The sequence below is a fragment of the Tardiphaga sp. 42S5 genome, from assembly GCF_034044155.1.
GTDB classification, from domain to species: domain Bacteria; phylum Pseudomonadota; class Alphaproteobacteria; order Rhizobiales; family Xanthobacteraceae; genus Tardiphaga; species Tardiphaga robiniae.
Genome location: NZ_CP139027.1, coordinates 2870260 through 2889842, shown reverse-complemented (window position 1 = coordinate 2889842; position 19583 = coordinate 2870260). Strand labels below are relative to the sequence as shown.

The following is a 19583-nucleotide window of genomic DNA, read 5'->3' as shown; positions in this document are numbered from 1 at the left end:
GATCGCTACCGCGATTCCCATCATTTTCGGCGGCGCGCGTCCGCGCGACAAGAAGAACAAGGCAAAGTCTCCATGAAATTTACCGGCACCGAAAACTATGTCGCGACCGATGATCTCAAGGTCGCGGTCAATGCCGCCATCGTGCTCGAACGCCCGCTGCTGGTGAAGGGTGAACCTGGCACCGGCAAGACCGTACTCGCCGAAGAAGTCGCCAAGGCGCTGGGCGCACCGCTGCTGACCTGGCACATCAAGTCGACCACAAAGGCGCAGCAGGGCCTCTACGAATACGATGCCGTCTCGCGCCTGCGCGACAGCCAGCTCGGCGATCCCCGCGTTTCAGATATCGGCAACTACATCAAGCGCGGCAAGCTGTGGGAAGCTTTCACCCATGCAGAGCGACCGGTGCTGCTGATCGACGAAATCGACAAGGCTGACATCGAATTCCCGAACGACCTTCTGCTTGAGCTCGACCGCATGGAATTCCATGTTTACGAGACCGGCGAGACCATCAAGGCGGCAAAGCGCCCGATCGTGATGATCACATCGAACAACGAGAAGGAATTGCCCGACGCGTTTCTGCGCCGTTGCTTCTTCCACTACATCAAGTTCCCCGACATCGACACCATGAACCAGATCGTCGAGGTCCACTTCCCCGGCATCAAGCATCGCCTCGTCGCCGAAGCGATGCGTATTTTCTTCGAGGTGCGCGACGTGCCCGGCCTCAAGAAGAAGCCATCGACGTCGGAACTGCTCGACTGGCTGAAGCTGCTGGTCAATGAGGACATGTCGCCGGAGATGCTGCGCGAGCGCGACCCGCGCAAGCTGATCCCGCCGCTGCATGGCGCGCTGTTGAAGAACGAGCAGGACGTGCACCTGTTCGAGCGGCTGGCGTTTTTGAACAGACGGGAAGTCTGATCCCACCATCGAGGTATACAGCCTTCACGAAAAACCGCCCTCAGGGGCGGTTTTTTAATACCTATTCCGCAGATATTTTCCAATTTCAGTATACACAAACTGGTTCTAATCCCCGTTCTATTGAGATATCGTTCCTTCAAACGCCCGCCCTGTATACAGACAGGACTCAAGAACTGCGCCACGGAGGAATACGATGCCCGCTTCATTCCCGTTGAACGCCTGGTACGCCGCCGCCTGGGATGCCGACATCAAGCACCAGCTTTTCCCGCGCACGATCTGCGGCAAGCATGTGGTGATCTACCGACGCTCCGATGGCGGCGTCAGCGCGCTGGAGGATGCCTGCTGGCACCGACTGGTGCCGCTCTCCAAGGGACGTCTCGAGGGCGACACGGTGGTCTGCGGCTATCACGGCCTGAAATACAACGCGCAAGGCCGCTGCACCTTTATGCCCTCGCAGGAGACCATCAATCCCTCCGCCTGCGTGCGCTCCTATCCCGTGGTCGAACGGCATCGCTTCATCTGGCTGTGGATGGGCGACCCGGCGCTGGCAGATCCCGCTTTGGTGCCGGACATGCATTGGAATGACGATCCGGAATGGGCCGGCGACGGCAAGACCATTCATGCGAAGTGCGACTACCGCCTCGTGGTCGACAATCTGATGGATCTCACCCACGAGACCTTCGTGCACGGCTCCAGCATCGGTCAGGACGACGTCGCTGAATCTCCTTTCGATGTTACCCATGGCGACAAGACCGTCACCGTGACGCGCTGGATGAAGGGCATCGAAGCGCCGCCATTCTGGGCCGCGCAGTTGCGCAAGCCTGGCCCCGTCGATCGCTGGCAGATCATCCACTTCCAGGCGCCGAGCACGGTGAATATCGACGTCGGCGTCGCACCCGCCGGAACCGGCGCTCCGGAAGGCGATCGTTCGCAGGGCGTCAATGGCTTCGTGCTCAACACCATAACGCCGGAAACCGAGACCACCTGCCACTATTTCTGGGCCTTTGTGCGCAACCACCGCATCACCGAACAGAAGATCACCACGGAAATCCGCGAAGGCGTCGCGGGTATTTTCCGCGAGGACGAGATCATTCTCGAAGCGCAGCAGAAAGCGATGAACGAGAACCCTGACCGCGTATTTTACAATCTCAATATCGATGCCGGGGCGATGTGGTGCCGGCGGGTTATCGATCGCATGGTGGCGAAGGAAAGCACGCCACCCACACTGCAGGCGGCAGAGTAAAATCATGAGCGAACGCGATACCGAACGCTCCGTCTCACAGACCGTGCGCGCGCAACTAGCGCTGCGCGACATGATCCTATCCGGCACGCTGCGCCCGGGCGAGCGCATCAGCGAATTGCAGGCTGTCGAAATCACCAGCGTGTCGCGCACGCCGGTGCGCCTCGCGCTGGTGCGGCTGGAGGATGAAGGCCTGCTGCAGGCGATCCCATCCGGCGGCTTCATGGTGAAGGCGTTTTCCGAGCGCGACATTCTCGACTCCATTGAGCTGCGCGGCACGCTGGAAGGCCTCGCCGCCCGCTTCGCTGCGGAGCGTGGCGCCACTGCGCGCAATCTCGAACCGTTGAAGGAATGCCTGTCCGATCTGGATCAGTTGGTGCGGCAGGATCCGATCTCGGTGGAAGCCTTCTCCGCCTATGTCACCATGAACGCCCGTTTCCATGCGCTGCTGACCGACCTCTCCGGCAGCGCGCCGGTGATCCGGCAGATAGATCGTGTTTCGGCGATGCCCTTTGCCTCGCCCAGCGCCTTCGTGATGGCACAGTCAGCGCTGCCGGAAGCGCACAACATCCTGCTGATCGGCCAGGAACATCACCGCATCGTCGTCGACGCCATCGAGAATCGCGAAGGAGCACGCGCAGAGGCGATCATGCGTGAGCACGCGCGGCTTGCCGTGCGCAATCTGCGGCTGGCACTGCGCAATCGCAATCATCTCGATCTGCTGCCTGCACTGGCATTACTGACCTCGACACCGGCGGATTGACGGAGACCTTTCATGCGTTTTGCAGAACACTGGATGGGATGTCGCGTCGAGGCCACGCGCAATGTGGCGCCGAACATTCGCGAGATCACGCTGAAGCCGGATACACCGCTGCCGTCCTACCCTCTCGGCAGCCATATCAATGTCAGCCTCCTTATCGACGGCCAGCCACAGACGCGATCCTATTCGCTGGTGGGAGAACGCGCGACCGATATGCTGCGCATTGCGGTGCGGTTGGCGCCGGATAGCCGCGGCGGCTCCAAAGCCATGTGGGCGCTGCAGGTCGGCGCGCGGCTTGAAATCTCCAACCCATCATCGCTCTACGACATCGACTGGAATCGTGGGACATACTGCCTGATCGCCGGCGGCATCGGCATCACGCCGATCACTGGCATTGCCGCAGCGCTCCACAGCAAAGCCATCGACCTGCAGCTGCATTATGCGGTGAAGGCTCGCAGCGAAGCCGCCTATCTCGATGAACTATCGACGCTGCTCAGCGACCGCCTGACGGTTCACGCCAGCCATGAAGGCGCACGACTGGATTTCGCCGCGACCTTTGCTGCCTTACCTCACGATGCCATCGTTATCCTCTGTGGCCCGATGCGGATGCTGGAAGCGGCCCGGCGCGAATGGAACGCCGCCGGGCGCGCGCCCGCTGATCTGCGCTATGAAACATTCGGCTCCAGCGGTCTCCTGCCAACTACGGAATTTCGCGTCCGGCTGAAGGACAGCGGTGCCGAGATCGTGGTGCCGCAAAGCCGCTCGATGCTGGCAGCGCTCAACGAGGCCGGCTTCGAGGTGATGTCGGACTGCGAACGCGGCGAATGCGGGGTCTGCGCCATCGATGTCCTCGCCATCGACGGCGAAATCGATCATCGCGACGTGTTCTTCAGCGATCACCAGAAGAGCGGCAACACGAAGATCTGTCCCTGCGTCTCGCGCGTCGTCGGCACGGTGACGGTGGATACGTTGTATCAGCCGGACGCTGTCTGACCGTCAGCGTTCACCGCGCAGCGACGCAATCATCGACATGATCGCGAGTAGGATGACCACGGCGCCATAGACATAGGCCACGACGGCCAGTCCGGCATATGGCACGGCCACGCCTGCAGCGAGTGCCGGCAGGCTGAAGGCCAGATAGGACAACACATAAAACGCCGCCAGCAAACCGGCGCGCTGATGCGCCTCGGCGGTCGGCAGCAGCGTGCTCAGCGAGCCGGCGAAGGACGCGCCGAAGCCGAAACCTGCGATCACCGAACCGGCAAACAGCATCGCAACGCTGTGCTGCCAGATGCCGAGCAGCGAGACGAAGACGCCCAGCGACAGTGCGGCCGTGCCAATCACCAGCAACCGCTGCGCCGGAAGCTGCCTAAGGGCGGCCACGGTCAGCGCTGCAGCGAGCATCAGGGTCGCGACCACGACGCCGCCTACCCAAGGCGCGGAGACGCCCATCGTTGTTGCGACCACCGTGGGCATCAAGGACAGAGAGAAGCCGCCCAACGCCCACGTGGCGACGGTGGCCGGTGCAACGCGCAGCAGCGCGGCGCGCGATTGGCTGGGCACGCGCACATGCGGCCGAAGCGAAGCCAGCGCGCCCGATTTACGCGACACGGTCTCGGGCATCACGAATAGCAGCACAATCATCACGGCCGTCAGCGCGAATAGAACCTCATAGACCAGATGCAGCGGATCGGGCGCGAAGGTGACGAGCGCCGCCGCGCCGAGCGCGCCGACCATCAGGCCAAGAAAGGCGGTCACGCTGTTGAGCAGCGGTCCGCGCTTGCGGTCGGTGTCGAGGATCGCAGCACCCAATGCCGTTGTCGCCGTGCCGACGCACAGGCCCTGTACGGCACGCGCGAGGATCAGTTGCCCGACATCACTGGCATAGGAGAACAGGATCATCGCGATGGCGTTGAGCAGCAGACCGCCGAGAATGACCGGACGGCGTCCGACATAATCGGACAGGCCGCCGACCGTCAGCAGCGCCGCCAGCAGGCTGATCGCATAGACCGCGAATACCAGCGTGATCATCAGCGGCGAGAGATGCATGGACTGCTGGTAGAGCCGGTACAGCGGCGTCACCGCGCTGCTGCTGGCTGCGACCAGCGCGGCCCCGGCAAAACTGAATGCCGTCATGGCCGATGGCTTCAACACCCAACCGGCTCTGGCTGGTGATGCTTGAGCATTGGAAACACACGTCTTTTCGGCACTGCCTTGCATAGCTCATTCCTAAAAGCTAAGTAATTGCATTAGGCATCTAGGTCGCCCGAGAGCTTAATGCAAATATTTTGCGTTAAGAATCTCAGTTTTTTGCACATGTGCGACCGTGGGAGACCGATGTGACGGTGAAGGAACGAGTCCGGATTGGTGGACGCAGCGCGCGGATACAGAGCGCCGTGCATGATGCTGTCCGCAAATTGGGGGCTCTTTCCACCCGAAACCAGATCACCGTGCCGCAAATCGCTGCCGAGGCTGGCGTGACGCCGTCGACCATCTATCGGCGCTGGGGCGATCTCTCCGCGCTGCTCGCCGACGTCGCCGTGGCGCGGCTGCGGCCGATCGCAGATCCCGACGACACTGGTGCGGTCGAAACCGATCTGCGCGCCTTCATCGAGCAATATGCCGAAGAGATGTCGTCCCCGGTCGGCCAGGCCTTGATGCGGGACGTGTTGTCGGCACTGAAGGAGGGACTGCCCAGCGCCTGCGCGGGCTTCACCTGCGATCACCTCACCACCCTTAACGCACGCGCCAAAGCGCGCGGCGAGACGCCATTCGACATCGACGAGGTGATCGACCATGTGGTGGCGCCGATCATCTATCGCGCGCTGTTCAGCGACCAGATGCCGACACCCGATTATTGCAATCGCCTGATTGACCGGATTTATCCGCCTGCCCGCAAGCGACGCACCGCCAGCTGATCGTCAGCGCGGCTTCTCTTCCAGCTGATAGGTCAGATGCGCCTTCACCGTCGGCCATTCGCCGGGCAAGATACTATAGACAACCGTGTCGCGCAGCGTGCCGTTCGGCGCGATCTGGTGATTGCGCAGGATGCCGTCCTGCTTGGCGCCGAGCCGCTCGATGGCACGACGGGACTGGTGGTTGAAGAAATGCGTGCGGAATTCCACCGCGATGCAATCCAGCTTCTCGAACGCATGCCCGAGCAACAGGAGCTTGCACTGGGTGTTCAGCGCGGTGCGCTGGACCCATTTGCCATACCAGGTCGAACCGATCTCGACCCGGCGGTTGGCGGCATCGACATTCATATAGGTCGTCATGCCGGCGATCTTGCCGTCGGCATCTTTCACCGTGAATGGCAGCATCGCGCCTGATGCCTGCAGAGCGAGCCGACGGTCAATCTCGGCACTCATCTTTTCGGGCGTTGGGATCGCCGTGTACCAGATCTTCGAAAGGTCGCCTGACTTGGCGGCCTCGATCAGGCCATCGCAGTGATCTTTGGCAAGAGGTTCGAGCCGGGCGTGAGGTCCACTGAGCGTAACGGGTTCAAGCCACGGCATCGGTCTTCCTTCGTTCTAGACGCGCGATCGGACGCAAAACCGGCTTCCACTTTTGCTGATCGCGCTCGGGCTACTTGTTCAAGAAATTGAGCGGCAAGCCACCGCGCGGCCAGTCCATCGCGATCAGCTCGCCCTTGCCTGACAGCGTGATATAGGCCGTCTTCAGCTCGGGGCCGCCAAATGCAATATTCGTGGTGACGCGGTCGCCAGTTTGTATCTGTTCCACCAATTTTCCATCCGGCGCAATCACCGAGATGCAGCCGCTGACCAGCGTTGCGACGCAGACATTGCCGGAGGCTTCCACCGCGAGAGAATCGAACATCTGGTAACCACCAAGACCCGCGATGGGACGGCCGCGCTCGCCACGGTAGATCACGTCGCTCGGCTTCACCTCGCCGGGGGCGCCGACGTCAAAGGCCCACAGCCGCGCCGTCGGCGTCTCGGCCACATAGACGGTCTTCTCGTCCGGCGACAGGCCGATGCCGTTGGCCGGCAACATGCCGAAATGCCCTTCGACGACTTCGGTGGCACCCGGCTTCATGTAATAGAACGCGCCGACATCCATATCGCGGTGCCGGCGTTTGCCGAGATCGGTGAACCAGAGCCCACCCTGCTTGTCGAACACCAGATCGTTCGGCCCCTTCAGCGGATGCGCACCGCATTTATCGAACAGGGTTTCGACCTTGCCGTTAGAGAGGTCCACGCGCTGGATCGAGCCGCCGATATATTCATGCGGCTCCGGCGCACCGGGCATGATGGCGCCGCGCGATGCCGCCCAGCTGAAACCTCCATTGTTGCAGAGATACATCTTGCCGTCCGGACCGAGCGCAGCGCCATTCGGGCCGCCGGGAATTTTCGCGACCACTTCCTTGCGGCCATCGGGCCACACCCGCGTCAGTTGCTGCGCACGTATCTCGACCAGAATGACGGAGCCGTCCGGCATCACCACCGGGCCTTCGGGGAATGCGAGATCGGTGGCGAGGACACGGATGCTGGGGCTGGACATGGAAACTCCCTGACATTTTCTTGGTTTGTTATCGCACCCTGGGTGGGCGACGCAGCGTGACGAAAGTAGAGCAAACATGTCCGGCGCTGCCAAGCCGCGCAAATGCATGGCCACTTGCGTGGAATTTCCATTCGGCTTTAGCTGCAATCAACGACAACGCGAAAAGTCCGAGGAAACCGATGCCGACCACCCCCGCAGTTGCGCCTGGAGCCGATGACGAAGTGCTCTACTCTGTCGCGCACGGGATCGCGACCGTCACGCTCAATCGCCCGCAACGGTTGAACACGATCTCACGCGAGATGCTGACGCAGCTCAGCGATCTGTTTCTGAAAGCGGACGCTGATCCCGAAGTCCGCGTGGTGATCCTGACGGCCACCGGCCGCGCCTTCTGCGCCGGGCTCGACATGGCCAGCGCCACCAAGGGCACCGGCATCGGCTCCGCTAACGACGCCAACAACAGCCGCACCACGCTCGATCTGAAGACAGCGCCTCCGATCGTGATGTTCAACATGGAGAAGCCGACGATCTGCGCCATGAATGGTGCCGCCGCCGGCTATGGCATGGACGTCGCACTCGGCTGCGACATGCGCATCATGGCGGAGAGTGCCAAATTCGCCGCGGCCTTCGTGAAACGTGGCGTGGTGCCTGAATCCGGCGGCACCTGGTTTCTGCCGAGGATGATTGGCTGGGCCAAGGCAGCCGAGCTGATCTTCACAGGCCGCACACTGTCGGCGCGCGAAAGCCTCGAAATGGGCCTTACCAACGAGGTGGTTGATGATGCGGAATTGATGACGCGCGCCAATGCAGTGGCGGCCGAGATTGCCGCCAATGCGCCGCTCGCAGTGCAGGCCGCCAAACGCATGATGCGCTCAGGTCTGTCCGAGAGCTTTGGCGACCACGTCCATCACGTGTTCCTGCAATTGCTACCGCTGTTTCGCACAGCGGATTTCCGCGAAGGCATGGCGTCGTTTCTTGAAAAGCGCCCAGCCAAATTCACTGGCAAGTGAGCGCGACGCACAAACATATCGACGCGGTGTTGTGCGCCGCGTCATGCTTTGCTGATTAAGTCAGCTTTCCAACTTCAAGGCTTGGTGCATACTCCCGGCATTCGAGCCGCATCACAAAAGCCTGCATAGACGGGCCGATGCGGTTGATCGAACCACAGGGAGGACACTTGACCATGCAGCATGACTGGAAAGTTCTGCGAGTGACTTTGCTCGCCGGCGTTGTCGTAGCGCTTACGTCCACCGCAAGCCACGCGCAGAAGAAATACGATACTGGCGCCACCGATACCGAGATCAAGATCGGCAACATCATGCCGTATAGCGGCCCGGCGTCCTCCTACGCGACGATCGGAAAAACCGAGGCCGCCTATTTCAAGATGATCAACGAGAAGGGCGGCATCAATGGCCGCAAGATCACCTTCATCAGCTATGACGACGGCTACAGCCCGCCGAAGACGGTGGAGCAAGCGCGCAAGCTGGTCGAGAATGACGAGGTGCTGTTCATCATGAACCCGCTCGGCACGCCAGGAAATACGGCGATCCAGAAATACATGAACACCAAGAAGGTGCCGCAGCTGTTCGTCTCGACGGGCGCCGCGAAATGGGCCGATCCGAAGAACTTCCCTTGGACCATGGGCTGGCAACCGAGCTACCAGGCCGAGGCGCGCATCTACGCGCAATACATCATAAAGAATCATCCCGGCAAGAAAGTCGGCGTGCTCTATGCCAATGACGACTTCGGCAAGGACTACATCATCGGCCTGCACGAAGGCTTTGGCGACAAGGCCAAGGACTACATCGTCTCCGAGGTGCCTTATGAAACTGCTTCACCGACAGTGGATTCGCAGATCGTGCAGATCAAGGCGGCCAATCCAGATGTCTTCATCAACATCGCCACGCCAAAATTCGCTGCACAGGCAATCAAGAAGGTCGCCGAGATGGGCTGGAAGCCCGTTCACATCGTCACCAATGTCTCGGCATCTGTCGGCAGCGTGATGAAACCCGCGGGCTATGCCAACTCGCAGGACGTGCTCAGCGCGGCCTACATGAAGGATCCCAAGGATCCGACATGGAAGAACGATCCCGGCATGCTGGAATGGTCGGCCTTCATGGACAAGTACTATCCCGAAGGCGACAAGGAAGACGGCGCCACCGTGTTCGGCTACGGCGTCTCGCAGGGCATCGTCCAGGTGCTCAAGCAATGCGGCGATGACCTCACCCGCGAGAACATCATGAAGCAGGCGGCGAGCCTGAACATGGAGATCGGCATCTATCTGCCGGGCACCAAGATCAAGACCAGCCCGACCGACTTCAGCCCGCTGGAGCAGCTTCAGATGCAGCGGTTCAAGGGCGAAAGCTGGGAGCTGTTCGGCCCGCTGATGTCCGGCGAGAAGAACTCGTAAGCAATACGCTCCGGCGTCCCCTCTCCTGAGCCAGAGGGGACGCACGCGTGCTGAGCCACGCGCTCTCGTTGCTGGCCCCCTCTCCTCAATCGTGCATACTCGACGCAAGCCGCGGCGATCGACGGTCCACTCAGATGAACCGCACCGCGGGCATACAAAACGTCAGAGGAAGCGATGCACAGGACACTGCCCCGCGGGATGACTCTCGCGCTTTCCGCGCTCATGTTCGGCGCGCTGGCCACGCCATCTCACGCGCAGAAGAAATACGATCCCGGCGCCAGCGATACCGAGATCAAGGTCGGCAACATCATGCCCTATAGCGGGCCGGCATCCTCCTATGCCTCGATCGGAAAATCCGAAGCGGCCTATTTCAGGATGCTGAACGATCAGGGCGGCATCAACGGCCGCAAGATCAATTTCATCAGCTATGACGATGCCTACTCTCCGCCGAAGACAGTGGAACAGGCGCGCAAGCTGGTCGAGAGCGACGAAGTGCTGCTATTGTTCAACCCACTGGGGACGGCGACCAATTCCGCGATCCAGAAATACATGAACATCAAGAAGGTGCCGCATCTGTTCGTGTCATCGGGCGCCTCGAAATGGGCCGACCCAAAGCACTTTCCGTGGACCATGGGCTGGTCGCCCAGCTACCACAACGAGGGACGTATCTGGGCCGCGTGGATCCTGAAGAACCATCCCGATGCCAGGATCGGCGTGCTGTTCCAGAACGACGACATGGGGAAGGACTATTTCAGCGGCGTACGCGAGGGACTCGCCGACAAGGCCGACAAGATGATCACGGTGCAAGCGAGCTTCGAGACCAGCTCACCGACTGTGGATTCACAGATCGTCCAGATCAGGACTGCCAATCCCGATGTGTTCCTGAACATCGCCTCGCCGAAATTCGCTGCGCAGGCGATCAAGAAGGTGGCCGAGCTGAACTGGAAGCCGGTGCAGATGCTGGTCAATGTGTCACAATCGGTCGGCTCGGTGATCAAGCCCGCCGGCTTCGACAATGCGCAGGGCGTGATCAGCGCGGCCTATATGAAGGATCCCACCGATCCGCAGTGGAAGGACGATCCGACCATCAAGGAATGGCTTGCCTTCATGGACAAGTATTATCCCGACGGCGACAAGAACGACATCTACACGCTGTACGGCTTCGGCATCGCGCGCACGCTGGCGCATATTCTCGAACGTTGCGGCGACACGCTCACACGGGAGAACGTGATGAAGCAGGCCACGAGCCTCGATTATGAGGTCGGCATCTTCCTGCCGGGTACCCGCGTCAAGACCAGCCCAACCGACTACAGCCCGCTGCAGCAGTTGCAGATGATGCGTTTCAAGGGCGAACGCTGGGAACTGTTCGGACCCGTGCTGAGCAGCGAGTAGGACGAGAGCGCCCTACTTCGCTGCATCCTTGGCAGGCGCTGGCGCATCCTTGGCCGCCGGCGCGTCTTTCGCGGCAGCTGGAGCTTCCTTCGCAGCCGGCGCCGGCTTCTTCTGCGCCGCCTGCAGCTCCTCCACCGTTTTCTGCAGGGCAACGACGGTAGCCTTCAGCGCCTCGACCTGACGGTTGGCCGCATCAAGCCGCTGTTGCTGATCAAGCCGCAGCTTGCCCAGCGTTTGCTGGAGGAAATTGACGTTGCTTTGCAGGCAGCTGGTGCGGCGCTCCATGGTCTTTTCGACCGTGCAGATCTCGATTCCCGGCACATCCTGCGCCTGCGCCTTGGCGGCGCCCAAAATGGTCAGCAATGTCATCGCAAGGATTGTTCGGCCGCGCATCGTTTTCCCCATCATGTCCGTCATGCCGCCAAGACCAAGCGGTGCTGGCGCCCGGCTGTCAACCAGGTGTGATGGGAACGAAGAAGATGTCCGCCCGTTCCTTGGACCGGAGCACCTCATGGCGACGCGTGAACGACGGCTGGCCGAATTCGATGGCCAGGGTGATCCTGAGCCTGATCAGGCGGTGCAAGTGTTGTGCGAGGACCACAGTGGCACCTATCAACTGCCCTTCCCTTGCGTGTTCACGGATGGCGAATGGCGCAATGCCGAGACAGGCAGCATGGTCCAGGCACGCGTGGTCGGATGGCGGCTGCCACGTACAGCGTGAGCGCCGTGTGCCTGCTTTAGGGGGCGGTGGTGTACTGCGTCGGCAGGCGCTTACGCGTACAGATAGCCGACCGGCTTGCCCTCGGTCCGCAGCGGACGGATATCCTTCTGTGTAATGATCTTGGCGGCCAGGCCGTCGATCTCGTCGCGCTGCGTCGGCGTCCAGCTTCGAAGCTGCTCCATGCCTTTCAGCAGGCCAAGCCGGAGGACTTGCGTATTTTCGCCCATCCCGATGAGACTGGTCGAATTCTTGCCCGCCGTCACCACATCACCGGCCGCAAGTTCGAACGTCTTCCCCGCACTATCCACGAATTCGGCCGTGCCGCGAATGACGCGATAGATGACAACTTCACCTCTCGCGAAAGAGGCGGCATCCACGGCCGCCGCGGAGCTCTTCGGCAAGAGGGACTTGCCATGCGGATCGGTTGCGATGATGTGACCGGTGACAAGATGACCGCTCGGAGCCTCGATGCCAATATCGCGCACATAGACGGGCGCCGCCGACTTGATGGTGTCATCAGCCAGCAGCTTGAAGAGCGCATCCAGTGCCAGCGGATCCTGAAGCCAGAAGCCTGCATCGTCCGGGCGATCATGCAGCGCATGGGTCCAGGCCATACGTGGCGTCTCGGCTTCGTTGATCTGATCCGGACCCACGATTGTCGGGTTCGGGAAGGTCGTCGGATCGGTTACGAAGGCTTCGAGAAACTTGCCGGAGTAGCCCATGGAGAGGGGATCGGGCACCACCGTCTGCGGGGTCTTCAGGTTCTCCTCGGTCGACAATCCCGACCAGGTGTAGAACAGCTGACGATGCACGATCGCGCTTTGCAGCATCACTGCGCCAGGGCCGACATTGTAGAAGCGCCCATCGTAATCGAAGGTGAACATGCCCGACGTGACCAGCACGAGCTGGAAGCCGCCTGGTGGAAGATGCAGATGGAAGTCGGTAGGGCCGGTGTCTTCGCGATAGATCGGCAGATTGGTCGCGACCTCATGAAGGAGGAAGGTTTCGTTGTTGGCGTGAAAGCCTTCATTGGCGCGGCTATAGAGCGCCTGCGGGCGATAGGTCGCCTCGTATGTCGTGTCCTTGTGCCGATCGATCGCTACGAAATCCCCATGATTCAGGCGCAGAGGATCGCCGTTCGGGTGCTTGAGCCCAGGCCATTTGAGGTCGATCGCAGCATGTACATTCATGGGATCCTCCAACGTGTTCAAAAACACTCGGGGACCGAACTGTGATTGGCGTCCAATCGATCGGCAGCCAACGCAATGCGGCTCGCGAGAAGTTGCTGCTATGCGAAAATCGCGCCAGCTGGCGTCAAAGGCGTTTTGATAACAATCGCGCGCGTTAGCAGGTGATCTGGCGGCCAAACCGCGCAAATCCTCGGGCGAGCGCTACAAATTCTGGATACAAGTTGAGCACGCCGTGCCCGATCTGTGAGCCGGCGAGGCGTTGCCGAACTATCAATCAGTACTCAACCTCGAGCTCTTCGATATCGGTAGGCTCCTGCCTGGCTGCGGCAATCCATTCCTGCATTTCGGGCAGGTTCATCACCATGCTGGCATAGGCTGATAGCTGCGGATCCAGCTTGACGTCATAGGTCGCGAAGCGCGTCACCACCGGCGCATACATGGCGTCCGCCATGCTGCGGGTGCCGAACAGGAAAGGGCCGCCGGACTTCGACAGACACTCGCGCCAGATCGTGCAGATCCGGTCGATATCGGCTTGTGCCCGCGACCAGACCTTGAAGTTCGGAAAATGCCCTTTGATGTTGACCGGCAGCGATGCCCGCAATGTCGTGAAGCCGGAATGGATTTCGCCCGAAATCGAGCGGCAATGCGCCCGCAGGATGCGGTCGGCCGGCAATAACTTAGCTTCCGGCATGATCTCGTTGAGATATTCGGCGATTGCCAGCGTATCCCAGACCACCGCCCCTTCATGGCGCAGGCAGGGCACCAGGATCGATGAGGACAGCAACAGGATCTCGGCCTTGGCGGAGGCATCGTCCGGCGCCGTAACGACTTCGTCGAACTCAAGGCCTGAGAATTTTGTCAGCAGCCACCCTCGCAATGACCACGACGAGTAGTTCTTGCTGCTGATGGTGAGTGTTGCGTTGGCCATGACTTATCCCCTTACGCCCGAACCCAGGCAGCCCGTCAGCCCTCGGGGTAACCGGTTCCCGGCTGCCCATTGCTTGTGCTGCTTTAATTTTATTCAGCAAACCACGTGCCAGTTTTCCAGACGAATTGACTCTTCTCTGGCTTCAATATTGCATAGCAACAAAGCAGGGATAGCTCCGGATGATGTCAATGATGTATCAGGCCTACCAGAATCACATGGATCTGACAGCACCTTGGCGCACCGGTGCGTCTGCCGCATTGAAGTACCTCAATCTCGTCCCGGCCGGCACGTCCGAGAAACTGTTCGGTCGCCTTGCGGCAGCACTTGAGCTGATCTCGCGCTCCGCCCTCACCTATCATCGGCCCGAATTCGATATCGGCAAGGTGATGGTCGGCAACGCTGAGCATGAGGTGACGGAAGAAGTCACCTTCAAGACGCCATTCGGATCGCTGCTGCACTTCAAGAAAGAGAATGCACCGGAGCAGCCACGCATGCTGCTGGTGGCGCCGATGTCCGGCCACTTCGCGACGCTGCTGCGCGGCACCGTGAAGACCCTGCTGCAGGATCATGACGTCTATATCACAGACTGGCACAACCCGCGCGACATACCGCTCGATCAGGGCAAGTTCGGCCTCGACGAGTATACCGAGCACCTGATCACATTCATGAATGAGCTCGGCCCACGTTCCCACATGGTCGCGATTTGCCAACCGTCCGTATCGGCACTCGCCGCTGCAGCTATCATGTCGGAAGACAATCACCCCGCGCGACCGGCAAGCCTGACGCTGATGGCGGGCCCGATCGATACGCGCATTCAGCCGACCAAGGTCAACGAGTTCGCCAAGAGCAAGCCGTTGAAGTGGTTCGAAGACAACATGATCAACTACGTGCCGTTCCAGTGCAAAGGCGCGTTCCGGCAAGTCTATCCCGGCTTCATTCAGTTGACGGCATTCGTCTCGATGAATCTCGAGCGGCACATCAAGTCACATGTCGATCTCGCCAATCATCTCGCCAAGGGCGAGACCGAGAAGGCTGAAGTTATCAAGACATTCTATGACGAATATTTCGCGGTGATGGATCTGCCAGGAGAGTTCTATATCGACACCATCCGCGACGTGTTCCAGGAGCATCTGTTGCCGCAAGGCAAGCTGACCTACAAGGGCCGGACCGTGAACTGCGCATCGATCAAGCGCATGGGGCTGATGACTGTCGAGGGCGAGAAGGATGATATCTGCTCGATCGGCCAGACTCTAGCAGCCCAAGATCTCTGCACCGGCGTTCGCGCCTATCGCAAAGTCCATCACATGCAGGCCGGTGTTGGTCATTACGGTGTATTCAGCGGACGCCGTTGGAACAACGAGATCTACCCGCTGCTGCGGGATTTTGTTCACGTGAATTCGTGAAACCCTGCGTTGTATACAAATAGTCGGGCGCTTCACCCAAATTGGTGACGCGGATGTCGCAGGAATAACCTACGTCGATACCGGGAATTGTTTCGCTGCTGCTTCAGCAGCATAGCAGCGGTTTCTTATTACCGCTTCGGCGGACCGTGTATTGACGACTGCACGATTTTTCACCGGACATACTTACGCATCAAGGCCGGCCATCGTGCCGGCCTTTTTCGTGGATTTTTCAGGCGTCCCGGTCCGGGATCAATTGAACTCGCGGCTGGCCCAGAAGCCGAACCAGGTCCACCTGCCGCTCGACGCCGGTTTTCAAGAAGACGGATTTCAGCTGAGTCCGCACGGTGTTCAGGCTGACGCCCTGCATTTTCGAGATGGCGGTGACTGAGTTGCCATCGATCAAAAGGCTGGTGATCCGCGCTTCAGCCGGCGTCAAATCGAACAAAGCCTGCAGAAGCTCCGGACCCGGGCTGCGCTGCTGGTGGGTGATCGGCGTCAGGAGCAGGATCGACATAGCGCCCGCAAAAACATCGAGGCCAGCCAGACGGAGGGGCAGCACATGCGCGATCAAGGGTGGGCTGTGCTCAGTCCCAGAAATTGGAATTGAACGGCCCGTTTTCGACAGAGACAAGGGCTTGCTCAGCGCCTCGGTAAACATGGTCTGAGCGACCTGCGAGGCGAACTGCACCTGATCCTGCGCGCCAATGCCGACAATCGTCGTGCTGGAAATGAACCCAGGATTGGCCGCGATAACGCGCCCCTCCTGACTGACAGCACTCGCGGGAAGACCAATCATCTGAAGTGTTGCAACCGCCGTACGGGCGCGTTCGAAGCCCAGACGACCGGACAACACCGCCGCACGGGCCAGATGAGGCCGGAGGCCATCCAGTTGATCCGCCACAGCGCGTTCAACCGGCCCCTTGGCGTAAGCCTTCTCTACCGAAATCACGAGCGTATCACCGGAGGGAGACCGTACCGAGGTACCGGCGCACCAGCCGAGACCCGCCGGCCGGAGAATGTCCCGATAGAAGCTCTCATTGTCGAGTTCTTCCATCGTGAACCGGTCCAGGTCCGTCAGAAACCACGGCTCGTTTTCCGCGATTAGTCTGGCGCTTCGTGGATTCTTGGTCGCATAAGGACTCTTGGTCCAACGATCGATCCGCTCGCGAATTCTCTCAGATGACGTCCACCGCGGAATGCCAGGCGCGGATGCGAAAATCATCGCACCTTCGGCATCTGCCATCTCCGCCAGGCGATCAAACACCTGCGGCCAACGCTCCGGCAAAACTCCCGCTTCATAAATCTCGTCAACGAGCGTTTCAAAATTCACGGATGTATCCAGCAACACGGTTTCCGGCGGCTCGCCGTCTCGGTCATCACGGTCAGAAAGCAGCACCCATCATGCAACACCGCAGACATCGGACAATTCCCGAGACCATTCGGAAATCTGCGACCACGATGCTGATGTGCGTGAAATGCCACTTTCGCCAGCCGCCGTTCAGGAGGCGAATGGTATTCACCGCCTAACTAGACCGGTCTCGCGCTGCTCGCCAGTGTCAAGCGAGAGGTTTTATGCCAGAGGCGCTTTTGCCGGCGGCAACTCCCGCGGCAAAATCAATGCAGCGACGATCACCAGCGCCGACAAGGCGGCAAAGGCGTGCAACATCATGATGAAGCCACCCTGCTCGTACAACCACGCGACAAGCCCGACCGAGGCTCCCGCTGCGGTAAAGCCAACGAAATAACGCACGGCATAAGCGCGCGACCGCCACTCCTCGCTTGTATACTTGCCGACGATCGCCTCGTTGACGGTGATCTGCCCGAACAGACCAATGATAATGCCGATCGCGACGACGATCAGTGAGATGTTCGATTGCGACGCTGCGAAATACAGGAACGGCGCGAGCACCAGCGACAACGGAACGCTCACCGCCTTCAGCGAGTGCTTATCGATCAGTTTGCCGATGTTGTACTGGGTTGCCGCGCCGAAGACATAAACGCAGGCGGCAATGATGCCGAGCAATGCCGGGCTGTCCGTCATATCGGACAGACGCTCGGCAAACAGTTTTGGCAGCGCGACGGTGATGGCGTTGAAGACGGTGGAGATCGCGACCACCGTGACCAACAGTGCAAGGATCACGCGCCACATGTCGGACTTCGCGACGCGCGCTTGCGCCGCGGCCTGCTTGAATCCCGAGCGATCTTCATGCGCGACCTCGCGCATGAAGACAACACCAGCTGCAACAGTGACGAGGCCGGGAATGATAAAGGCCCAGCGCCACCCGAGAAACTGACCGAGTACGCCGGTGATCAGTGCGGAAGATGCCACGCCGAAATTGCCGAACACGCCGTTAATGCCCATCGCACTGCCGAGCTTGTCGGCATAGGAGACGATCATCGCCGTGCCGACCGGATGATAGATCGACGCGAACAGACCAACCGAGAACAGCGCCGCACCAAGCTGCAAAGGCGTCTGCACCAGGCCGACAGCCATCATCGACAGACCGATGCCATAGAAGAAGATCACCATCATGTGGCGACGGCTCCAGCGGTCCCCGAGCCAGCCGGTTACCAACGAGCCGGCCCCAAACGCCATGAAGCCCGGCGTCGCATAGGGCAGCAGCTCGGTATAGGTCATATTCATGGCCGGACCCATCACGAGCACCGCTGCCGCAAAGATCAGCATCGCGTAGTGGTCGATGAAATGGGCGACATTAACGAGGGTGATGACCCGGCTGGGGACGTTCATGAATCGATTCCTTGGCAACCTTGGAATGCCGTTATATGAGCTTGCTCTAACGGGATGTTGCCAATGAATGTCGCAGAACCGCCAATCCTGGACTTATCGGAGCGCCGGCGCTCGGCGACCGACGGTGTCCACATCCTGGCGACGCGCTACCCCAAGGGTATCCGGCTGGACACTCATGCCCATCGCGAGGCGCAACTCGTATTCGCCGCTGCGGGCACTATGCAGGTCACGACTCCAAAGGGCCGCTGGCTGGTGCCACCGGATCGCGCGGTCTGGGTGCCGGCCCACCTGCCCCACGCCATCGACGTTCTGGCCGACATCGAGATGCGCTCGTTGTATTTCAACGTCGACTGGCTGGCGCAGGATCGACGCAATGGCGATCTCGCCGCGGAGTTCGTGGTTCGCGTGTCGCGCCTGTTGCACGAGTCGATCCTGGCGCTGTTCGATGGGCGCGATGACGTCGCACGGAATCGGTTGTTGATCGAGATTGCCATGCTCGAACTGCATCAGGCAAGCGATCCCACGACCTTCATGCCGCTGCCGCAAGAGCCGCGCTGCCGACGCGCGGCGGAGATGGTGCTAGCCGATCCGACGCAGACTTACGAGATCGAAACACTGGCGCGCGCCGTCGGTACGTCTGCACGTACATTATCGCGACTGTTTTCGGCAGAGACGCAATTGAGCTTCAAGAGCTGGTGTCAACGCGCCCGGATCGCAGAGGCGATCGAACGACTGTCGATGAACCACAACGCGTCGGTGAAGCAGCTCGCTGCCGATCTCGGCTATGCCAGCTTCTCGGCGTTTTCGCACGCGTTCCGGCAAGTGACGGGCAAGAGCCCGACAGAGTTTATCGAGGCGAAGTAACGCCGCTTAGCGCGGCACCACCGCAGTCGCCTCGATCTCGACGCGCGCGGCGAGTTCAACCAGACGCACGACCTGCACCAGCGCCATGGCCGGATAGTGCGTGCCGAAAATCTCGCGATAGGCTTGGCCGAGCGCTTTGAGATTGCCGAGATATTCTTCCATATCGACGACATACCAGGTCAGCCGCACAAGATGCTCCGGCCTGGCGCCACCTTCCGCGAGAATGTCGGAAATGTTCTGCAGTGCCTGACGCACCTGCGATACAAAATCTGGCTTCAGCTTCTCCTCGGCGTCCCAGCCAATTACACCACCGGTCACGACGATGCGGCCATCTGCCGTCATGCCGTTGGCATAGCCTTTGGGCTTCGGCCAGCCACTCGGCTGCAATGCGCGCGAAACGGATGCTGCAACATCGCCCTTTGCGTTTGGCACCACGGTCAATGTCGGGCCCTTTGGTGCATTCACCGGGCAATCCTCCCTGAAAGAAACGTCT

At 60.4% G+C, this 19583-nt stretch carries 20 protein-coding genes; 11 read left to right on the top strand and 9 right to left on the bottom strand.

Annotation, left to right across the window (positions count from 1 at the left end; translation table 11 throughout):
- Positions 1 to 72 precede the first annotated feature (72 nt).
- The 4 genes from SFY93_RS13460 to SFY93_RS13445 all read left to right on the top strand — a co-directional run bounded on the left by SFY93_RS13460 (position 73) and on the right by SFY93_RS13445 (position 3908).
- Entirely contained in the window at positions 73 to 915 is an 843-nt protein-coding gene (locus SFY93_RS13460; RefSeq protein WP_068732213.1) for an AAA family ATPase, read from the top strand.
- A gap of 193 nt (positions 916 to 1108) precedes the next feature.
- Positions 1109 to 2158: an aromatic ring-hydroxylating dioxygenase subunit alpha gene (locus SFY93_RS13455; protein WP_320447470.1), complete on the top strand. Its 1050-nt coding sequence runs from the start codon at positions 1109 to 1111 to the stop codon at positions 2156 to 2158.
- Positions 2159 to 2162: 4 nt separating this feature from the next.
- Positions 2163 to 2918, top strand: a complete 756-nt coding sequence (locus tag SFY93_RS13450) for a GntR family transcriptional regulator (RefSeq protein WP_320447469.1) — start codon at positions 2163 to 2165, stop codon at positions 2916 to 2918.
- Between the two features lie 12 nt (positions 2919 to 2930).
- A complete protein-coding gene (locus tag SFY93_RS13445) occupies positions 2931 to 3908 on the top strand; it encodes a PDR/VanB family oxidoreductase (RefSeq protein WP_320447468.1) in 978 nt (325 codons plus the stop codon).
- A gap of 3 nt (positions 3909 to 3911) precedes the next feature.
- Here the strand turns inward: SFY93_RS13445 and SFY93_RS13440 are convergent, their stop codons facing one another.
- Positions 3912 to 5051, bottom strand: a complete 1140-nt coding sequence (locus tag SFY93_RS13440; protein ID WP_320447467.1) for an MFS transporter — start codon at positions 5049 to 5051, stop codon at positions 3912 to 3914.
- Positions 5052 to 5254: 203 nt separating this feature from the next.
- Here SFY93_RS13440 and SFY93_RS13435 point away from each other — a divergent pair, with 203 nt between their 5' ends.
- Complete coding sequence (locus SFY93_RS13435; protein WP_320447466.1) at positions 5255 to 5833, top strand: TetR/AcrR family transcriptional regulator; 579 nt, start codon at positions 5255 to 5257, stop codon at positions 5831 to 5833.
- A 3-nt stretch (positions 5834 to 5836) separates the two neighbouring features.
- On the opposite strand, the gene SFY93_RS13430 is transcribed toward SFY93_RS13435, so the two are convergent.
- Together SFY93_RS13430 and SFY93_RS13425 are read right to left on the bottom strand one after the other, a co-directional pair.
- Positions 5837 to 6430 carry a GNAT family N-acetyltransferase gene (locus tag SFY93_RS13430; protein ID WP_320447465.1) on the bottom strand — a complete coding sequence of 198 codons (594 nt, stop codon included), beginning with the start codon at positions 6428 to 6430 and terminating at the stop codon, positions 5837 to 5839.
- A 70-nt stretch (positions 6431 to 6500) separates the two neighbouring features.
- Entirely contained in the window at positions 6501 to 7436 is a 936-nt protein-coding gene (locus SFY93_RS13425) for an SMP-30/gluconolactonase/LRE family protein (protein ID WP_320447464.1), read from the bottom strand.
- A gap of 179 nt (positions 7437 to 7615) precedes the next feature.
- Between SFY93_RS13425 and SFY93_RS13420 the strand changes: the two genes are divergently transcribed.
- The 3 genes from SFY93_RS13420 (at position 7616) to SFY93_RS13410 (ending at position 11235) form a co-directional block, all read left to right on the top strand.
- Positions 7616 to 8443, top strand: coding sequence for an enoyl-CoA hydratase/isomerase family protein (locus tag SFY93_RS13420; RefSeq protein ID WP_120288996.1), 828 nt, complete (start codon positions 7616 to 7618; stop codon positions 8441 to 8443).
- A gap of 173 nt (positions 8444 to 8616) precedes the next feature.
- The gene (locus tag SFY93_RS13415; RefSeq protein ID WP_320447763.1) at positions 8617 to 9843 is read left to right on the top strand and encodes an ABC transporter substrate-binding protein; all 1227 of its coding nucleotides are present in this window, start codon (positions 8617 to 8619) and stop codon (positions 9841 to 9843) included.
- Positions 9844 to 10041: 198 nt separating this feature from the next.
- Entirely contained in the window at positions 10042 to 11235 is a 1194-nt protein-coding gene (locus tag SFY93_RS13410) for an ABC transporter substrate-binding protein (protein ID WP_320447463.1), read from the top strand.
- 12 nt (positions 11236 to 11247) lie between these two features.
- Here the strand turns inward: SFY93_RS13410 and SFY93_RS13405 are convergent, their stop codons facing one another.
- Entirely contained in the window at positions 11248 to 11628 is a 381-nt protein-coding gene (locus SFY93_RS13405) for a hypothetical protein (RefSeq protein ID WP_170849791.1), read from the bottom strand.
- Between the two features lie 118 nt (positions 11629 to 11746).
- On the opposite strand from SFY93_RS13405, the gene SFY93_RS13400 reads away from it, so the two are divergent.
- A complete protein-coding gene (locus tag SFY93_RS13400) occupies positions 11747 to 11956 on the top strand; it encodes a hypothetical protein (protein ID WP_320447462.1) in 210 nt (69 codons plus the stop codon).
- 50 nt (positions 11957 to 12006) lie between these two features.
- On the opposite strand, the gene SFY93_RS13395 is transcribed toward SFY93_RS13400, so the two are convergent.
- Positions 12007 to 13146: a hypothetical protein gene (locus SFY93_RS13395; protein WP_320447461.1), complete on the bottom strand. Its 1140-nt coding sequence runs from the start codon at positions 13144 to 13146 to the stop codon at positions 12007 to 12009.
- A gap of 274 nt (positions 13147 to 13420) precedes the next feature.
- Complete coding sequence (locus tag SFY93_RS13390) at positions 13421 to 14074, bottom strand: glutathione S-transferase family protein (protein WP_093760630.1); 654 nt, start codon at positions 14072 to 14074, stop codon at positions 13421 to 13423.
- A 179-nt stretch (positions 14075 to 14253) separates the two neighbouring features.
- Between SFY93_RS13390 and SFY93_RS13385 the strand changes: the two genes are divergently transcribed.
- Entirely contained in the window at positions 14254 to 15477 is a 1224-nt protein-coding gene (locus tag SFY93_RS13385) for a polyhydroxyalkanoate depolymerase (protein ID WP_320447460.1), read from the top strand.
- Between the two features lie 229 nt (positions 15478 to 15706).
- Here SFY93_RS13385 and SFY93_RS13380 read toward each other — a convergent pair whose 3' ends face one another.
- Together SFY93_RS13380 and SFY93_RS13375 are read right to left on the bottom strand one after the other, a co-directional pair.
- Positions 15707 to 16873 (bottom strand): helix-turn-helix transcriptional regulator, encoded by a 1167-nt coding sequence (locus tag SFY93_RS13380; protein WP_320447459.1) that lies wholly within the window; start codon positions 16871 to 16873, stop codon positions 15707 to 15709.
- A gap of 174 nt (positions 16874 to 17047) precedes the next feature.
- Entirely contained in the window at positions 17048 to 18226 is a 1179-nt protein-coding gene (locus SFY93_RS13375; protein WP_089267410.1) for an MFS transporter, read from the bottom strand.
- 63 nt (positions 18227 to 18289) lie between these two features.
- On the opposite strand from SFY93_RS13375, the gene SFY93_RS13370 reads away from it, so the two are divergent.
- The gene (locus tag SFY93_RS13370) at positions 18290 to 19090 is read left to right on the top strand and encodes an AraC family transcriptional regulator (protein WP_320447458.1); all 801 of its coding nucleotides are present in this window, start codon (positions 18290 to 18292) and stop codon (positions 19088 to 19090) included.
- A gap of 6 nt (positions 19091 to 19096) precedes the next feature.
- Here the strand turns inward: SFY93_RS13370 and SFY93_RS13365 are convergent, their stop codons facing one another.
- Positions 19097 to 19555, bottom strand: coding sequence for a RidA family protein (locus tag SFY93_RS13365; RefSeq protein ID WP_414717123.1), 459 nt, complete (start codon positions 19553 to 19555; stop codon positions 19097 to 19099).
- Positions 19556 to 19583 lie beyond the last annotated feature (28 nt).